This window comes from Bacteroides caccae, assembly GCF_002222615.2.
Classification (GTDB): Bacteria; Bacteroidota; Bacteroidia; order Bacteroidales; family Bacteroidaceae; genus Bacteroides; species Bacteroides caccae.
The window spans coordinates 808,453-826,718 of the sequence record NZ_CP022412.2; the positions used below are offsets into that span (position 1 = coordinate 808,453).

Genomic DNA, 18,266 nt, shown 5'->3' on the forward strand with positions numbered 1-18,266 from the left:
TCATATATATGTATCCTATTGATAATAATAGAAATAATAGATTAATATGGCATTGCAATGTGGTATTGTTGGACTACCGAACGTGGGTAAGTCGACACTTTTCAACTGTTTGTCGAATGCGAAAGCACAGGCGGCAAATTTCCCTTTCTGTACTATTGAACCCAATGTAGGTGTAATTACCGTTCCCGATGAACGTCTGAATGCGCTGGCAGAATTGGTACATCCCCAACGGATTGTTCCTACAACCGTAGAAATCGTAGATATCGCCGGACTGGTAAAAGGTGCAAGTAAAGGTGAAGGATTGGGAAACAAGTTCCTTGCCAATATCCGTGAGACAGACGCTATTATCCATGTACTCCGTTGCTTCGACGACGATAACGTGACACACGTAGACGGAAGTGTAAATCCTGTCCGCGACAAAGAAATCATCGACTATGAACTTCAGTTGAAAGACTTGGAAACGATCGAGAGTCGTATCCAAAAGGTACAGAAACAAGCACAAACGGGTGGCGACAAAGCTGCCAAACAGGCTTACGATGTACTGGTTCAATATAAAGAAGCGTTGGAACAAGGCAAATCGGCACGTACCGTTACTTTTGAGACAAAAGATGAACAGAAGATTGCACATGAACTGTTCCTGTTGACTAGCAAACCGGTAATGTATGTCTGCAATGTAGACGAAGCAAGTGCAGTAAACGGCAACAAATACGTAGATATGGTACGTGAAGCCGTAAAAGACGAGAATGCTGAAATACTGGTTGTTGCAGCCAAGACAGAAGCGGACATCGCCGAGCTGGAAACATACGAAGACCGTCAGATGTTCCTCGCCGAAGTAGGCTTGGAGGAATCGGGCGTAGCACGTCTTATCAAATCAGCCTATAAATTGCTGAATCTCGAAACTTACTTCACTGCCGGCGTACAGGAAGTGCGTGCCTGGACTTACGAGAAAGGTTGGAAAGCTCCGCAATGTGCCGGTGTGATCCATACCGATTTTGAAAAAGGATTCATCCGTGCGGAAGTGATAAAATACGATGATTATATCCGGTACGGTTCGGAAGCAGCAGTGAAAGAAGCCGGAAAACTGGGCGTAGAAGGCAAAGAATACGTCGTGCAGGACGGTGACATCATGCACTTCCGTTTCAACGTATAATCGCGATAACCTTGCATTTGTAATCAGCAAATTGTAATTATTATGAAGTATCTCATTGCAGGAACCGGAGGCGTTGGAGGTAGTATAGCAGGATTTCTGTCGCTTGCCGGAAAAGACGTTACTTGTATTGCCCGCGGAGCTCATTTGCAGGCAATACAGACAAACGGCTTGAAATTGAAATCGGACTTGAAGGGAGAGCACACGCTTGCTATCCCGGCAACAACAGCAGAAGAATTCAATGGAAAGGCAGACGTAATCTTTGTCTGCGTCAAGGGATATTCTGTCGACTCGATTACTGAACTGATAAAGAGGGCGGCACATGACAAGACAATCGTCATTCCTATTCTGAATGTTTACGGAACAGGACCGCGTATCCAACGTCTCGTTCCGGGAGTGACGGTACTCGACGGTTGCATCTATATTGTCGGATTCGTATCCGGTACAGGAGAGATCACTCAAATGGGAAAAATTTTCCGCCTGGTGTACGGAGCCCACAAAGGGACACAGGTTGCCCCGGGAATACTGGAAGCCGTTCAGAAAGATCTTCAGGAGAGCGGAATCAAAGCGGAAATCTCTCCGGATATCAATCGGGATACCTTCATTAAATGGTCGTTCATCTCGGCAATGGCTGTCACCGGAGCTTACTATGACGTCCCCATGGGCGAGGTACAGAAACCGGGAAAGGTACGCGATACCTTCATCGGACTTTCCACGGAGAGTGCCGAACTGGGACGTAAACTGGGTGTAGAATTTCCCGAAGACCCGATAAGCTATAATCTGAAAGTCATCGACAAACTCGACCCGGAAAGTACCGCTTCCATGCAGAAAGACCTGGCACGGGGACATGATTCGGAGATACAAGGATTGTTATTCGACATGATTACCGCTGCGGAAGAACAAGGGATTGATATTCCTACTTACCGGATGGTAGCCGAAAAATTCACTAAACACTAATTCACCAAACCGTAAACCGTTATCCAATATGAATACCTTATTATTATCTATCAACTGGAATCCGAATCCCGAACTATTTAACCTGTTCGGCCTTTCTATCCGTTACTACGGGCTATTGTGGGCAGTAGGAATTTTTCTGGCTTACGTCATTGTTCACTACCAGTATCGCGATAAAAAAATAGATGAGAAGAAATTTGACCCCCTCTTCTTCTATTGTTTTTTCGGTATTCTGATTGGAGCACGTCTGGGGCATTGCCTGTTCTACGACCCGGGACAGTATCTGACAAGCGGTAAAGGGTTTGTAGAGATGCTGTTACCTATTAAATTCCTGCCTGCCGGCGGTTGGAAATTCACAGGATATGAAGGACTTGCCAGCCACGGGGGGACACTTGGACTGATTATTGCTCTGTGGCTCTATTGCCGCAAAACAAAACTTCATTATATGGACGTGCTGGATATGATTGCCGTAGCTACTCCAATTACCGCCTGCTGTATCCGTCTTGCCAACCTGATGAACTCCGAAATCATCGGCAAGCCGTCTGATGTGCCCTGGGCATTCATTTTCGAACGGGTAGATATGCAACCCCGTCATCCGGGACAGCTCTACGAAGCGATCGCTTATCTTATCTTGTTCTTCATCATGATTTACCTGTATAAGAATTACAGCAAGAAACTGCATCGCGGCTTCTTCTTCGGGCTCTGCCTGACCTACATATTTGTCTTCCGTTTCTTCATCGAATTTTTGAAGGAGAACCAAGAGGATTTCGAGAACAACATGATGTTCAACATGGGACAATGGCTAAGTATTCCATTCGTTATAGTCGGCATCTACTTCATGTTTTTCTACGACCGGAAGAAAAAAGTAGCCTGAACCTGATATATAAAAATCGACTGCATACTAGAAAGGCGTTTCCTCCAATCACTTAAAGGAAACGCCTTTTGTACTTACAAATCGTTTTCCAGACCTCAGAAAACGTTCTATATACTATTTGTGAACACGTTAATAATCCGCTATTTTCCCCTGACTATCTTCTTTATATCATTCAACTTGTTCAGCGCTTCAATAGGAGTGAGATTATTTACATCCAAATTTAATATTTCATCGCGAATCTGACAGAGTATCGGATCGTCCAACTGGAAGAAACTTAACTGCATACCACCACGGTTCTCGCTTACTTCCGCCAACGGCTTGCCTGCTATTCCCTGCTGGCGATTATCAGATTCAAGCTGCTTCAGAATCTCATTCGCACGCTTCACAATGCTTTTCGGCATACCCGCCATTTTTGCTACATGAATACCGAAAGAGTGCTCACTACCACCACGTTCCAGTTTACGAAGGAAGATTACCTTATTATCCACCTCTTTCACCGATACATTATAGTTCTTGATACGCTTGAAAGATTTTTCCATTTCATTCAATTCGTGGTAATGCGTGGCGAATAAAGTACGTGCTTTGGCTTTCGGATGTTCGTGGATATATTCCACAATCGCCCAGGCAATAGAGATGCCATCATACGTAGAGGTACCACGCCCCAACTCGTCAAATAGTACCAGGCTTCGGGAAGAAACATTGTTCAGAATATCCGCCGCTTCGTTCATCTCCACCATAAAAGTAGATTCACCTACGGAGATGTTATCACTTGCTCCCACACGAGTGAATATTTTATCCACCAGCCCGATATGGGCGCTCTCCGCAGGGACAAACGAACCGATTTGAGCCAACAGCGTAATCAATGCCGTCTGACGCAAAAGCGCTGACTTACCCGCCATATTGGGACCGGTTATTATGATGATCTGCTGCGTACTACTGTCCAACATCACATTATTGGCAATATATTTCTCTCCTATCGGAAGCTGTTTCTCAATTACCGGGTGACGGCCCTGACGAATATCCAATACGTCGTTATCCTCAATAACCGGACGGATGTAGTTATTCTCACGCGCCACATTAGCGAAAGACAACAGACAGTCCAACCGGGCAATCTGATTGGCGTTAACCTGTATCTGGGGGATAAACTCCGTCAATGCCTGTACCAAATTCGTATATAACTGCGTTTCCAGCACAAGAATCTTATCTTCGGCACCAAGAATTTTTTCTTCGTACTCTTTCAGTTCCTGTGTAATATAACGTTCCGCATTTACCAACGTCTGCTTGCGAATCCACTCTTTAGGGACCTTGTCCTTATGAACATTACGAACCTCGATATAATAGCCGAATACATTATTATAAGCCACTTTCAAACTCGGAATACCCGTTTCTTCGCTTTCCCGCTGCTGTATCTGAAGCAGATAGTCTTTTCCCGAATACGAAATCCGGCGCAATTCGTCCAAATCCGCATTCACACCGTCTTTAATCACTCCGCCCTTATTTATCAACAAAGGAGGATCATTATTAATTTCCCGGGCAATCCGGTCACGAATAGAAACACAAAGATTCAACCGCTCACCAATACGGTTCAGACTTGCATTATCCGCTTCAAGACAAGCCTGTTTGATCGGTTCGATAGCCTGCAAAGCCACTTTCAGCTGAACCACTTCACGCGGTGACACACGTCCCACAGCCACTTTGGAGATGATACGCTCCAAATCACCGACAAGATGCAACTGTTCTTCGATCAACTCCTTAAAGTCCGGTTGACGGAAGAAATACTCCACCACATTCAGACGCTCATTGATCGGTTTCTCGTCCTTCAATGGAAAAACTATCCAACGTTTCAACAGACGTGCTCCCATTGGGCTGATCGTCCTGTCAATCACATTGAGCAGACTGCTTCCTCCATCGTTCATGCTGCCAATCAATTCGAGGCTGCGCACCGTGAATTTATCCAGCCGGACATATTTATCCTCCTCAATACGAGCCAATGAAGTAATATGCCCGATTTGAGTATGCTGTGTCATTGTCAGGTATTGAAGAATAGCCCCCGAAGCAATAATACCGTTTTTCAAATGCTCTACTCCGAATCCTTTCAGATTCTTTGTTTCAAAATGCTTCAGAAGTTTTTCGCGGGCAGTAGTTTCCGTAAACACCCAGTCGTCCAGTTCGAAAGTGAAGAATTTACTACCGAAATTGCCTTCAAACATAAGGCGCTTGCCACGTTCAAAAAGAATTTCTTTCGGGCCGAAGTTATTCAACAGTTTGTCTATATAGTCGAAAGGTCCTTCGGCAGTCAGAAATTCACCGGTAGATATGTCAAGGAAAGCAACCCCGCAGGAAGCCTTTCCGAAATGTACGGCGGCCAGGAAGTTGTTTTCCTTATAGTTTAATATATTATCATTGATAGAGACACCGGGAGTCACCAATTCGGTAATGCCGCGCTTCACCAGTTTCTTGGTCATTTTCGGGTCTTCCAACTGGTCGCAGATAGCCACCCGTTTTCCGGCACGAACCAATTTCGGAAGATAAGTATCGAGCGCATGATGAGGAAATCCCGCCATTTCAATCGTCTTTCCTTTTCCGTTAGCACGTTTTGTCAGTGTGATTCCTAATATTTCGGCTGCAACAATGGCGTCCGTAGAGTATGTTTCATAAAAGTCACCGCAACGAAACAGCATTACCGCATCCGGATGTTTCGCCTTCAAATCCAGAAACTGTTTCATCATGGGGGTGAGCACGATTTCTTCTTCGTTCACGGTTCTCTCCTTTTCTTTTTTTATTGAGTATATACTGTGATTATCGGAACAAAGATAACGGTTTTTCGGCAGAGAATCAACGGAATCCACCGATTCAATTATCAAAATTAGTGTTGCATACCTTTAAAAAAGAACGGCGTTTTTCTTAACAAACAGGAGAAAACTATTAAAACGTGTTATAAAACATAGTATTTTACTTGGATAATTTGCTAATTTCCTAAGAGTCCGTATCTTTGCAATGTGTTTTTCATAGTATTAGATTTAAGGTTAACAAAGGTTGGAGCAAGGCGTTGCTCCTTTTTTTATGTCCATAAGCCGGGTTTTACCACCCGGCATGTTCATTTTTGTTTTCGTGCGCATCTGCATCACGTTTCTTTTCACTCTGATAATCCCATTCGATCTCGTCAACGTATTCTTTTCCATTATATACCGCAACAGCCTTGATTTTGTTTTTTCCTTTTTCAAGTGTCACCTGGTCGAAGATATAATGTACATCCGTATATCCCTTACGAATGCCTGTCAGTTCTTTGCCGTTCAAGTAAACTTTGGGAGTTCCGATATTTGAATAAACAGTGACGGAAGTCTGCTTCCGTTCGCGGTCCGTGTTACGTCGTTGCGTCAGATAGAGTACGGGAGACTTGCTCCAGTTCGCTTTATACCAGTAGTAAGAGTCCTTCTTTATTTTCCGGTCGAAGGTCATCAGCCCTTTCAGGTTCCGGGCAGGCACACCGCCACGGCTCCACATAGGCACGGCAAAGTCGAACATATTCCATAGATAAGAAGCAATAATATAGGGATGCTCAGCTATCACACTCCACTGATATTCATGCGTCTTGGTCTGGAAAGTTTCCGGATAGTAAGGCTTTCCCCAGTTCAACGCATCGCCCAGATACTCCGTCTGATGGTCAAGGTTGGCGTCGGCTCCATATTCGGTCAACATCAATTTCTGCCAGGGATAGTCTTTTTCGAGTCCTTCCACCCACGGTTTGATGTCCTGCACTTTCTTTTCGTACCAGCCGAAATAACGGTTCATGCCTTGTATATCTGTATTCTGATTCACCGGATGATTGGCGTGACCGTAACCGTTCACGGCAACCGTGTAGCGGTCAGGATCTTCCGTCTTCGCCAGATCGTGAAGAGATTGAGTCAATGACGCTGTGTATTCGTGAGGCTGATAAACCTCATTGTGCAACCCCCACACATAAATGGAGGGATGATTGAAACTCTGACGAATCAGTTCGCGGAGTTGTGTCTGCGCATTCTCCGATTCGTAGCCTGTCACCCGGTTGACAAAGGGGATTTCCGCCCAGATAATCAAGCCCAATGTATCACAACGCGAATAAAGATATTCCGACTGCTGATAATGAGCAAAACGCACGGTCGTGGCACCGACATCCATAATTTGAGCCAGGTCAAAATCATGTTCACGGTTGGTCAGCGCACTCCCCAGGCCCCACCAGTCCTGATGACGGGTAACACCATACATCGGATATTTCTCTCCATTAAGATAAAAACCTTTTCCGGCAACAATTTCGTAATGACGAACACCCAAAGGCTGCGTGACCTCGTCAATCACCTCACCATTTGCCAACAGACGGGAGACTACTTTGTAAAGATAAGGGTCCTCCCTACCTTGCCAGAGATGAGGATTCTTTAGTTTGAATGTTGATACATAGCTTTGTGTTCCTTGCGGAGTCAACTCAAGCGGCAGACGTTGGGAAACCACCTTTTTCCCTTCCTGCGTATAAATACTGTTCTCCAGAACAAGCTGCGCAGGAGCCAGACTACCATTATCCAGCTTTACTTTAACAGTTATATCCGCCGAACGTCTTGATACATTCTTCTGAGTGATGTACACACCGGGAGAGGCGCAATCGGTCACTGTGATATTATTCTGCTCCGTAGTAATCAACCATACGGGACGGTAAATACCGCCATACACCCCAAACAAACTGTGATTGACAGGAATCACATCGGGACGGGCCGTATTGTCAGCCTTCACGATAATCTCGTTCTCAGCCCCCAGTTTCAAGGCAGTGCCTATCTCGAAAGCGAAGGCACTATACCCGCCTTTATGCGTTCCCACCAACTTTCCGTTGACATAGACTTCTGTGCAAGCCCCTACTCCTTCAAAACGCAAGAATACACGTTTACCCGCCAACTCATTTCCGAAAAACTGTTTCTTTCTGTAATAACCTACACCTTCGTAGAATGCATCAGCTTTCACTTGCATATCTTTCGCATTCCAGGTATGGGGAATTGTCACTTCCTCCCACTTGCCGTCCCATTGTGCGGAAGCACGCATAGGGTCCGTAGAAAACGGCCCTTTCTTAAATTGCCAGCCGGTATTGATAGAAATGACATCACGTGCGGACGTATCATTCATAACTGCTCCCAGTAACAGGAGCAGAAATACAATCATATTTTTTACCATTAGATTATGAGTTCTTGTTTATCTGGCCATTTTATAAATCTCACATCCGCCCATTAAAAAAGCACCCACGCCATATACTTCAGTCATATTCCGCGTCACCTTCTTCGGATCGGCCCCGATAGGCTGTACATAACCTAATTTACCGTCTGCATCGACAGCAGAAACCTGTGCATTCCAGCCTTTTACCAGTATAGGAAGGAAAGTATCCTTGTCCAGCAGTCCCTCGTTGATTCCGTAAGCCAAAGCATAGACAATAAACGTGGTACAGCTTGTTTCGGGTGACGGGTAAGAAGCCGGATCGAGCAGACTTGCATGCCAGAATCCGTCCGCATTCTGCAATTTAGCGACACGGGTACAGAGCTTCACGAACAGTTCTTCGTAAAACTTCCGGTTCTTGTCCTTTGCAGGCAGTTCTTTCAATATCTCCGCCAGCCCGCCGAGTACCCAGCCGTTGCCGCGTCCCCAGAAAACCTTCCGGCCGTTGGCCTCGCGTTGGTCAAAATACCGCCAGTCGCGATAGAAAAGATTCTCTTCCTTGTCGAAAAGGTGGTCATACGTAGCTTTGTATTCGCGGTTCATGAATTTGATATACTTTTTATCACCCGTCAGGACGTATAATTTAGTGTAGACCGGAGGAGCCATAAAGAGGGCGTCACACCAAGTCCAGCGTTCCAGTGTCTCAGGTTTGCGATAATCCAGCTTGAAATCGTCCGTCGGCGGGTTCTTCATCACCCAATCCGTGCGGGCAATGGTAGGATTGAGCATATATTTGTTCTTATATTTCCGGTAAAGGTCGATAAAGAGTTGTGAAACAGCGATGTCGTCGGCATGATACATCCGCTTGTCCGGCTGCCAGCCGTTACGGCTTCCGATACGGGTGAGCCATTTAAAATAATCCTTGTTACCGTCTTCACGTTCCGCCAATTCCGCCCAGTCGAGCATACCGACATATAGTACGGCGTTTGTCCAGCTCAGGTCACCATGTTCGGCGCCCTTGTTGGGGTTAGCTATTTGCCAGTCGGCAACTTTCTTCATCGTTTCTTTTATTTCCGCTTTACGGAAAGGAATGTTTTGTGCTTGCACGGTGAGGGTAGACAGCAGCACTGCTACGACCCCGATTTTTGTTCTTAGATTCATTCGTTTATCGTTTAAAAAATTATGAAAGTTCGGTAGTTTTTTGGTTCCAATACCCGACAAAGTACAAATATACGCCAAATATCGGATATAATTGAGGGATTTATTGGAAATATATATCCACCATGGTGGATATATAGATTCAACATATTGGGCATATATGCCCAGCGTGGTGGATATATATGCCCAATAAACAGGAAGTTAATGGTACGTTATACCATTAAGAAAACGTTACTTGCTGAAGTCAATGTCCAACGGCTCGATATTGTTTTCCGAACCGGCATATCCCGGTGTCTGATTGATATGTCCCTGCACATTTGTCGAAATAGCATTCAATGCAATCGGCCACAATACATTGTGGGGAGCAATGGTATATTCATTTCCAATCGGCGTTTTCACCCCTTTGTTATAGAAATCCGTTACATCCATAATGTGGTCGTAGAAGAAGTTTTTCTCGGAGAAATTATCCATACGGTAGGTACGTCCCTTATCGTCCGCCTTGCCGGTTTTAGCATAGATAAATGCGATACGGGTCAACTCCGTCTTACGCGGTTCTTCGTAATACAGTTCGCGGGCACGTTCGTCCAGAATCGTACGGATAGTCATCTGGTCAGCATCAAGTTCATCGGCTCCCGCTCTGCGGCGTACCTTGTTCACGTCATCGGCAGCTTTCTGGAGGCTGGTTGCATCCCCCTTCCAAATGTATGCCTCAGCACGTAACAGATACGTTTCGGCAATACGGAAAATATACCAGTCGGCCCAACCACCGCGCCACCATTTATCTTTCTGGTCGGCAACGTTGGTCTTATAATGCGGCCACCCCACCCAGTCACGAATGGTATCGTTTACCAGGATGTTTCCTTTATCGTCTTTAAAGCGAACCGGTTGTCCGTACCATTCCGTACCTTTGAGTTCAGGATTATTGTAGGTCAGGTCGGTCATTTCTATCCAGTTGCCCGGAGCATGACGAAGATCTGTGTCATCCAGTGTCCAGATCATGTGCGTATGATACCAGGTAGAACGTGCTGTACATACTCCACGACCATATTGCTCAAGATAGGGATTTTTCTTTGCATCGTTATCGGTAAATCCGTTTTTGCCGTCGGGAGTTTTAATCTCGCCGTCTTTTGCAAACCAGGGAAGCACCTGCCGTTTGATTTCCAGTCCGGCTGCCGAACGAATATCCTCACCGGCATCATAACGGTCGAGCACCATGTAAAGTACTTCTTTGTTTTCAGGCAAGGATTTATTCTCAGACTGATGCAAGTCCCAAATCACATTCTTGGTAGCGTCATTCTTGTCAACACCGAAACGCTCTGTCATTAGATAGTGCACTCCGTCATTAATGACGTTATTGGCTGATTCGATTGCATCGTCAAATTCGCCCAATGCAAGATTGATCTTTGTCAGTAAGTGATAAGCCGCAGCCTGAGTCACCATACCGATATAAACGTTGTTTTTCAGATAAGGAGCCGTACGGTCCAAATCGTTTTTCAGATACCGCAAGATTGCTTCACGCTTCGTTGAATAAAAATCATAACGTGGCCCGGTGATTTCTTCTGTGATGAACGGTATATCCCCATACTGATTCACCAGACGGTAATAACGATAAGCACGATGGAAACATGCCAATCCTTCAATTTCCTTACGTTGGTCTTCATTGTCAAACTCTGCCGTTTCCGAACGGGTCAGCAATGTATTGGCGTCTTTAATACCTTTATACAGATAGGTCCAATAGTTATTAATCTGACTTGCATTTCCTGTCAGAGAAGCACTGGGAGTAATCTGTCGAACAAGATCCTGTGGAGAGTTTGCCGCGTCAGTACGTCCGTTGACACTTATATCCGAAAAGAAATATTCGGAAAGGATACAAGGGTCCATAGAGCCTCCTGTGGGATAAAAATCAAAGTAACGGACGTCACGGTTCAACATATCCGTTCCGGTCTTCAGGCCGTTGTAATCCGTAAAAGAAATCTCCGGCGTATAGAATGAAAGTGGCTTCGGGTCCAGCCAATCCGAACAACTACTTGCTAATACAGCTACTCCAATCATGCAGGCAATGCCTGTTTTCTTATTATTTAGTTTCATCAGTCTGTAGATATTATAAAGTCAAGTTAATACCAAAATAAATTACTCTCGGGGTATTTGCATCACTGTTTTCCGGGTCGTAACCGGGCCAACCGGAGATATAACCTGCATTCTTCATCGTAGCATTGACGTTCAGGTTCTGAATCCGCAGCGGCTCTATCAGCTTCTTCGGGAAAGTATATCCGATTGAGATATTATCAAAACGCAGGAAAGAAGCGTTCTTGTAAATGGCATACGAAACGCCGGCCGGCTTCTTGTTGGCCAGACGCGGATATTCATTGTTACGGTTTTCCGGCGTCCAGTAGTCACGTTTAATCTGGTTCGTCACGTTCAGCAAAGCATTGTCGTTGGTAAAACGTCCCAATGTCTTTTTATGTCCGATATAGGAGTACATATTGAACGAGATATTGAAGTTCTTGAACAACGTGAAATCATTACGCATACTCCAACGCAGACGCGGCATCGTAGTTCCCTGGAATTCCTTATCCGTATTGTCATATTTGTAGTTCATATCTTTATCCAGCAGATGAACGTCACCCGGCTGCTGACCGTATTTGGCAGCTTCTTCACGTTCTTCTTCCTGCCAGATTCCCACTACCTTGTAATCCCAGATTTCATCAATATCGTGTCCGATGAAACGCTTGTTCTTGATATCGTCCGCTTCACGCTGGCCGATAACGTTACCGTCCGCATCTTTCACATCTTCCATGATTCCGTACAGGTGAGTTATCTTGTTCTTGTTATAAGCCAGGCTGAAAGAAGTACGCCATGTCAGCTTATCCATTCTGATGTTGGTAGAGTTCAGTGAAAGCTCGACACCGGTATTCTGTACCTCACCGATATTAGACATCACGGAGCTGTAACCGATCAGGCTGGGCAACTCACGGCTGACAAGCAGGTCGGTCGTAATCTTCTTATATACATCCAGGTTCGCGCTCAGTCTGCCTTTCAGGAAAGTCAGGTCCGTACCGATATTCCATGAAGTCGTTGATTCCCATTTCAGGTTGGGATTAGCCATAGTAGAAGCATAGAAAGTGTTGGCGGTCACCAGACTGCCGGTTGCCGGATCCACATAAATGTATTTGCGCGGGGCCAACTGCATGAATGCAGCATAAGTACCTACGGCACGGTTACCGTTCTTACCCCATGAGAGACGCAGTTTACCATATTCGAACCAATCCGGACGGTGCAGGAATTTCTCTTCAGAGAACACCCAACCCAATGCGATAGCCGGAAAAGTGGCACGCGGGTTGGCAAGACCGAAAGCTGAATATCCGTCACGACGTACAGTAGCGGTAATCAGGTAACGCTGGTCGTATACATAGTGCAGACGTCCCATAAAGGCGTCTCCTGTACGGTAGACATCATCACTGGATACGTTAGGGCTGGTACCGAAACCGATACCTCCATAACCCAGTTCGTCGGTAGGCAGGAAGTTTTCATTCGTCATTTCATCATGCCAACGCTGGAACTTCTCCCAGTTGGCAAGGAAAGTAAAGTCAAAAGCGTGCTTGCCGAATGTCTTGTTCCACTTCAGCATATTATCCCATTGCCAATAGAAATCCTTCGTATGCGTACGTTCCACACGGCCGTTCTGCGAACCGGAGTCGGGAGAAGCGGCTGCCTTATGGAAAAGATAGTTTGTCCATTCAAAACGCGGAGAATAAGTAGTCTGGATAGAAAAGCCCAAAGGGAGGGTGATTTTCAGATAAAGAGCTGCATTCAAGTTCTCGATGTCATTGCGTTTATTCTGGAAAGCCGGAGCAAGCAACGGGTTGCTCTGGTTATTGTTACCGGTAGGGTATTGTTTCAAAGTCACTCCATCGTCTTCGTAAAGGCTTCCGAAAGGTGAAAGAGTAGTGTAATTGCCGGATGAACTACTGATATATCCCTCATCACGTGAAGTAAACTGTGCGTTCACACCGTAAGTAAGGAAGCTCTGTATCTTATTCTCCAGGTTGATACGTGCACGGATAGCACTGTATCCTCCGCCACGCACGTTACTCTCGTTTTTCAGGTAGTTGATAGATGAATAATAAGACATTTCATCTTTCTTTCCTGCCACGCTGACCGTGTAATCCTGACGTAACGCTACATCCTGATAAATGACATCGCGCCAGTCTACAAGACGTCCGGCCAAATAGTTGTTGACCTCCGTATTGGTAAATTCGAGACGTGTCAGCCAGATACTTGTCGGGTCGCCTTTATCGTTTCCCATCCAGTTTGCCAAGTCCGCATTGGACATGTGTGCCGGATTGTCGAAATATCCGGTAGCTGCTTTTGAAGGATTCTTGCTAACTTCCACATCCCGGCGGAAATTGATGAAATCCTCTCCTTCGTATACTTCCGGCAAAGAGTTCACCATTGAAAGTCCCCATGTACCACTGAAATTGATAATCGGTTTCGTTGAACTTGTTCCTTTCTTGGTAGTAATCAGCACAACGCCATTGGCTGCCTTCGCACCATAAACGGCTGTGGAACTGGCGTCTTTCAATACGTCTATCTGCTCAATGTCGTTAGGATTGATGTCGGTCATCTGTCCCGAATAGATTACTCCGTCCAATACAATCAGAGGCTCAAGGGAAGATTTATCCGTACTCGTTGCACGCAGGTTGTTTTTACCACGCACCATCATGCTGGTGTTACCCTTCGTATCGGTTTCGATACCTACCGAAAGTCCGGCCACACCCGTGCGGAGCATATCCTGAACAGTTTTCGGTTGTTCTTTTTCAAGGTCGCTGGCTTTCAAGGATGCCACGGCTCCGGTCAGGTCTTTCTTCTTCATTACACCGTAACCTACCACTACGACCTCCTCCAGTGTCTTGGAGTCTTCCTTCATTTTGATGATAGACTTCTGCCCGGCTTTCACCGTCTGAGTCGTATAACCGATATACGAGATCTGAAGCGAAGATCCGAAAGGCGCTTCCAGTTTGTAGTTACCGTCAATATCGGTAATCACACCGGTCGTTGTGCCGGCTACCAAAACATTAGCTCCGATAATGGGCTCTCCGTTCTCGTCTACAACTTTACCGATGATTGTAGTCGCCTTGCCCGTTTGTGCCGGAGTACTCTTTTTGGGGAACAAGGCAATCTGTGTGCTGGTCACTTCAAATGACAGGTCAATGCCTTTCAGCATTTCTCCTACCGCTTTGGATACAGGAACCTGTTTCACGTTCAGGCTGACTTCCTGTTTCACATTTACTTGTGTTGCGTCATAAAAGAAGGTATAGCCGCTGGTTTTCTCAATGCGTGCCATAGCTTCGGACAATGGAATTTTCGAGAAGCTTATCGTTATCATCTTCTCTTTTACTTGTGCAGAAAGTACAACGCTAAAAAATAATAGCGTTAAAAGTGCAAAATGCTTTTTTAAATTCATATTTTTGCGATATTAAAAGTTAACTGTAAGGAGGCTGCATTAAAATGGGTCAGATTTTAATGTTCACTCACTTTCTTCGGTTAATAAAAAACTTGATTTGGTAGGGGGGAAAGCCGGAAGCGGAACTTCCCCCTTATTTATTCTATATCTTCATTATATCATAGGCTCGCCTTTCTCTCTTACTTATTTGTCAAAAAAATCATTTTACCGATATTGAACTCGGATATTTGCATTGTGTGTTACCACTTATTGTTTCTGCTTCGGTAAAATTGTCAACATATTCTCATCATTAAATTCATAGTTGATAGGATGAATGCGCGACATGATTCGCATGATTTCTTCCAACGGTTCGTGCCGCAAGGTGAATGTGTATCTGTACTGTTCCTGCAATTCCGGAGACAAATTTATCTTCACATTATACCATTTGGACAGAAGAGGGCAAATCTCATCCAACGGCCTGTTTTTAAATACAATCTGATTGCTTGCCCACGAGACAGCCAACTCGATATCTCCTTTTTCTATTTGAAGCCGTCCGTTACGCTTGTTGAAAGTACCGACTTCTCCCGGATGCAGAAAACGGGTTTCCGCTTTCGTCTCCAACGACACCGAACCTTCTTTCAGGCTGACAAATGTATTTTCCGAACCGGGAAAGGATTCTACATTGAATTTTGTACCGTGTACGGTGATTTTCATTCCTTCGGTTTCAACGACGAAAGGATGATCTTTATCGTGGGCCACATCAAAGTAAGCCTCTCCATTCAACCGGACATTTCTGTTTTTCGAATAATAATTCGTATTATAAGTAAGCGAAGTAGCCGAATGAATCCATACATTCGACCCGTCCGGCAGAGCTACTTCCGATTTACCTCCCCAATTGGAATAGGTTTGTTGCGCCATTTCCGGCTGACCGATCTTTATACCTATATATAAAGAAACAGAAAGGAAGACAGCCACAACTACGCAGGCAGCCGCAACATAGCGTTGAAAACGGGGGAAAGCCCACAAACGAACAAGTTGTTCCTTATCTTTGAGATTCACTTCAACTTTATCTTCAGACCTTTCCATATCTTCAGCTTGTCTCCGTTCAGCCTCCTCACACTCCTCCATACGCTGCATCAACTCTTTCCAGTAGAAATCTACGTCCGGCGTATAATTGATAACTTTAGCACGCACCTTTTCCCAAACTCCCCGAAGTTCTTCATACACCTTCCGGTTCTCATCGATAGACACCCACTCCTCCAAGTGCTTTTTATCAGCATCGGAGATGTCTTGTTTCAGGTCGGAAATGATTAACTCCCAAGGTATTTCTTTTTTCATGCTTCGCTGTCGTTTTTAACTGTTACCGATACTAAGACACAAAAAACGAATCATACCCTTATTCAGAAAAGCATTTTTTTAGTTTCTACTAAAAAAATATTCTTTAACTTTGCAACGTCTCACTAACCTAATTACAAACACTATGGACGATATGTTCCTTTTGCAATTGATAAAGAATGGTGATAAGCAGGCGTTCAAGTACGTCTTCGATACTTATTTCACTGTTCTTTGCCGCTTTATGTATTTGTATTTAGGAGATACACAAGAAGCGGAAGATATAGCAAGTGACATCTTTGCGTCCGTATGGGAAAACAGAAAAAAACTTGAAATCAGGCTTACTTTCAAAGCTTATCTTTTTCAGGCTGCCAAAAACAGGTGTCTGAACGCTATACGGGACAGAAAGGCTACTGTCTCACTGGACGACATCAACGGACAGGACACTCCGCAAGTAAGCATCACCGATTCACTGGAAACAGAAGAACTGAATAATTTAATTCAGGAGGCTATCCTGTCACTTCCCGAAAAATGTCGTGAGGTATTTCTGCAAAGCCGCACGAAGAATCTGACAAACCAGGAAATCGCGGAGTCAATGGATATATCTGTCAAGACAGTAGAGGCACAAATCACGAAAGCGCTGAAACAAATCCGGAAGTTCTTGGGTACACAATATCAATATTTGTTCTAAGTTTCCCGGCAGATAAAAGATGGAATGATCCTACTTCTTTTCCGCCAGATAAACCCCTAATATGATGCAAGCCGCCCCCATTAACGTAATCCATGTGATTTGTTCGTGGAGAATGAGCACCGAAGCCACCATCGTCACCAACGGATTCAAATAGATATAATTGGAAGCCCGCATCGTTCCCAGCTGTTTCAAAACCACATTCCAAAGAATATAGCAGATCAAAGAAGCCAGGACTGCCAGGAACAAGAGATTGGACAATACGAGCGGTTGCAGAAGCACATCAAAATCCGGTTGCAGCGGATGAAGAAGAAAAGCGGGAAGAATAGTCAATACCCCATAGAAAAATATCTTACGGGTAATAAATACCGTGGGATAACGTCCCGTCATCCGCTTTATTACCAGGCTATAAAAAGCCCATGACAGAGCCGCAAGCAAAGTGAGCAAATCACCCACAGGAGAGAGCTTCAACACCACACTTCCGTTAAAGACGACCAGCCCTACGCCAATCAGGGCCAACAGCGAACCATAGATCAGCCCTTTCGTAGCCTTCTCACTCTTATAAAAGAGCAGGGAAAGAATCGTAGTCAGCAGAGGAGCCGTGCAAATGATGAAAGCAACATTGGAGGCTTGGGTAATCCCCAAAGCTGTATTTTCTGTGAAGAAATAAAGCGATCCGCCGAATACGCCTCCCGCCACCAACCAAAGCTCATCTTTCAAATTATCGGCAAACAAGTGTTTTGGAGAAATCGCCCAAATACCTATATAGGCTATCAAAAAGCGATAAAAGAAAATTTCCTGAGGAGTGAGTCCGTGATTAATCAATACTTTCGTTGCAATAAAGGTCAGCCCCCAGATAGCAACCGTCAGTATGGCAATCAGATGATAGTATCCGTGCGTCAGTTTCATACTTATACTTTTAATAATGCCGCAAAGATACAGGGAATCACGAAAATATATACCGACTCTTATGAATATATTTCAGACAGAATCTCGACTAAACAAAACTATAAATAGTCGCTTCCTGCCGAAGCACCCGGTCACTGTCAAATAAAATACCAATAAACGCAAAGGGTTCATTGTATAAACAAATCTTACCAAATAAGGAAAAAACTAAAAATCGGCAAATCCTCACGATATTTCTTCTTTACACTTTATCACCGATATTGCATAAACCCGCTTCGAGTTTTTAATAAATAATGAAATAGTTTATTATAAACGGTTCCCAAGTTTATTAAAAACTATTTTTAGGCACTTTCAGTTACTCAAATCGAATTATTGCAACAAAAATGGGCAAGAACCTTCACAGTTTCTTGCCCATTCGTTATCCTCATATGCAATTTTGCACATTCACCTATTGAACCTATGTAATAATACTTATATATTTCATGATTACTTTTCTGTTTTTAATTTCTCCAAATATACGAAATAAAAACGAGAAAGTCAATAGGTAAAGCGTGGTTATCTGAAAATAAACACGTAAATTTGTGCCTCAAATTAG

Annotated in this window: 11 protein-coding genes; 4 read left to right on the forward strand and 7 right to left on the reverse strand. The window is 44.5% G+C overall.

Annotated features, from left to right (window positions below; all coding sequences use genetic code 11):
• Positions 1-46 precede the first annotated feature (46 nt).
• Genes ychF through lgt form a run of 3 tightly spaced genes read left to right on the forward strand, consistent with a single transcriptional unit; the run spans position 47 to position 2,975 of the window.
• Positions 47-1,150 (forward strand): redox-regulated ATPase YchF, encoded by a 1,104-nt coding sequence (gene ychF / locus CGC64_RS03250; protein ID WP_005676725.1) that lies wholly within the window; start codon positions 47-49, stop codon positions 1,148-1,150.
• A gap of 42 nt (positions 1,151-1,192) precedes the next feature.
• Positions 1,193-2,104 (forward strand): ketopantoate reductase family protein, encoded by a 912-nt coding sequence (locus CGC64_RS03255; protein WP_005676726.1) that lies wholly within the window; start codon positions 1,193-1,195, stop codon positions 2,102-2,104.
• Positions 2,105-2,132: 28 nt separating this feature from the next.
• On the forward strand, positions 2,133-2,975 hold the full coding sequence (lgt, locus tag CGC64_RS03260) for a prolipoprotein diacylglyceryl transferase (RefSeq protein WP_005676728.1): 843 nt from the start codon (positions 2,133-2,135) through the stop codon (positions 2,973-2,975).
• Between the two features lie 140 nt (positions 2,976-3,115).
• Here the strand turns inward: lgt and mutS are convergent, their stop codons facing one another.
• The 6 genes from mutS to CGC64_RS03290 form a co-directional block, all read right to left on the reverse strand.
• Positions 3,116-5,704, reverse strand: coding sequence for a DNA mismatch repair protein MutS (gene mutS, locus CGC64_RS03265; RefSeq protein ID WP_005676729.1), 2,589 nt, complete (start codon positions 5,702-5,704; stop codon positions 3,116-3,118).
• 352 nt (positions 5,705-6,056) lie between these two features.
• Entirely contained in the window at positions 6,057-8,156 is a 2,100-nt protein-coding gene (locus CGC64_RS03270; RefSeq protein WP_085962109.1) for a glycoside hydrolase family 2 protein, read from the reverse strand.
• Positions 8,157-8,186: 30 nt separating this feature from the next.
• Positions 8,187-9,305 carry a glycoside hydrolase family 88/105 protein gene (locus CGC64_RS03275; protein WP_005676731.1) on the reverse strand — a complete coding sequence of 373 codons (1,119 nt, stop codon included), beginning with the start codon at positions 9,303-9,305 and terminating at the stop codon, positions 8,187-8,189.
• Positions 9,306-9,533: 228 nt separating this feature from the next.
• Entirely contained in the window at positions 9,534-11,390 is a 1,857-nt protein-coding gene (locus CGC64_RS03280; protein WP_005676732.1) for a RagB/SusD family nutrient uptake outer membrane protein, read from the reverse strand.
• A 13-nt stretch (positions 11,391-11,403) separates the two neighbouring features.
• Positions 11,404-14,688, reverse strand: coding sequence for a SusC/RagA family TonB-linked outer membrane protein (locus CGC64_RS03285; RefSeq protein ID WP_224241376.1), 3,285 nt, complete (start codon positions 14,686-14,688; stop codon positions 11,404-11,406).
• Positions 14,689-15,012: 324 nt separating this feature from the next.
• Complete coding sequence (locus tag CGC64_RS03290) at positions 15,013-16,083, reverse strand: FecR family protein (protein WP_005676734.1); 1,071 nt, start codon at positions 16,081-16,083, stop codon at positions 15,013-15,015.
• 142 nt (positions 16,084-16,225) lie between these two features.
• On the opposite strand from CGC64_RS03290, the gene CGC64_RS03295 reads away from it, so the two are divergent.
• The gene (locus CGC64_RS03295) at positions 16,226-16,768 is read left to right on the forward strand and encodes an RNA polymerase sigma-70 factor (RefSeq protein ID WP_005676735.1); all 543 of its coding nucleotides are present in this window, start codon (positions 16,226-16,228) and stop codon (positions 16,766-16,768) included.
• A gap of 30 nt (positions 16,769-16,798) precedes the next feature.
• Here the strand turns inward: CGC64_RS03295 and CGC64_RS03300 are convergent, their stop codons facing one another.
• Positions 16,799-17,674, reverse strand: a complete 876-nt coding sequence (locus CGC64_RS03300; protein WP_005676737.1) for a DMT family transporter — start codon at positions 17,672-17,674, stop codon at positions 16,799-16,801.
• Between the last annotated feature and the right edge of the window lie 592 nt (positions 17,675-18,266).

Bases quoted from the DNA above. Each gene is read 5' to 3' on its own strand.
- mutS (WP_005676729.1), bottom strand. From the start codon at position 5,704: ATGATGAAACAGTTTCTGGATTTGAAGGCGAAACATCCGGATGCGGTA.
- CGC64_RS03275 (WP_005676731.1), bottom strand. From the start codon at position 9,305: ATGAATCTAAGAACAAAAATCGGGGTCGTAGCAGTGCTGCTGTCTACC.
- CGC64_RS03300 (WP_005676737.1), bottom strand. From the start codon at position 17,674: ATGAAACTGACGCACGGATACTATCATCTGATTGCCATACTGACGGTT.
- CGC64_RS03255 (WP_005676726.1), top strand. From the start codon at position 1,193: ATGAAGTATCTCATTGCAGGAACCGGAGGCGTTGGAGGTAGTATAGCA.
- lgt (WP_005676728.1), top strand. From the start codon at position 2,133: ATGAATACCTTATTATTATCTATCAACTGGAATCCGAATCCCGAACTA.
- CGC64_RS03295 (WP_005676735.1), top strand. From the start codon at position 16,226: ATGGACGATATGTTCCTTTTGCAATTGATAAAGAATGGTGATAAGCAG.
- ychF (WP_005676725.1), top strand. From the start codon at position 47: ATGGCATTGCAATGTGGTATTGTTGGACTACCGAACGTGGGTAAGTCG.
- CGC64_RS03290 (WP_005676734.1), bottom strand. From the start codon at position 16,083: ATGAAAAAAGAAATACCTTGGGAGTTAATCATTTCCGACCTGAAACAA.
- CGC64_RS03285 (WP_224241376.1), bottom strand. From the start codon at position 14,688: ATGATAACGATAAGCTTCTCGAAAATTCCATTGTCCGAAGCTATGGCA.
- CGC64_RS03270 (WP_085962109.1), bottom strand. From the start codon at position 8,156: ATGATTGTATTTCTGCTCCTGTTACTGGGAGCAGTTATGAATGATACG.
- CGC64_RS03280 (WP_005676732.1), bottom strand. From the start codon at position 11,390: ATGAAACTAAATAATAAGAAAACAGGCATTGCCTGCATGATTGGAGTA.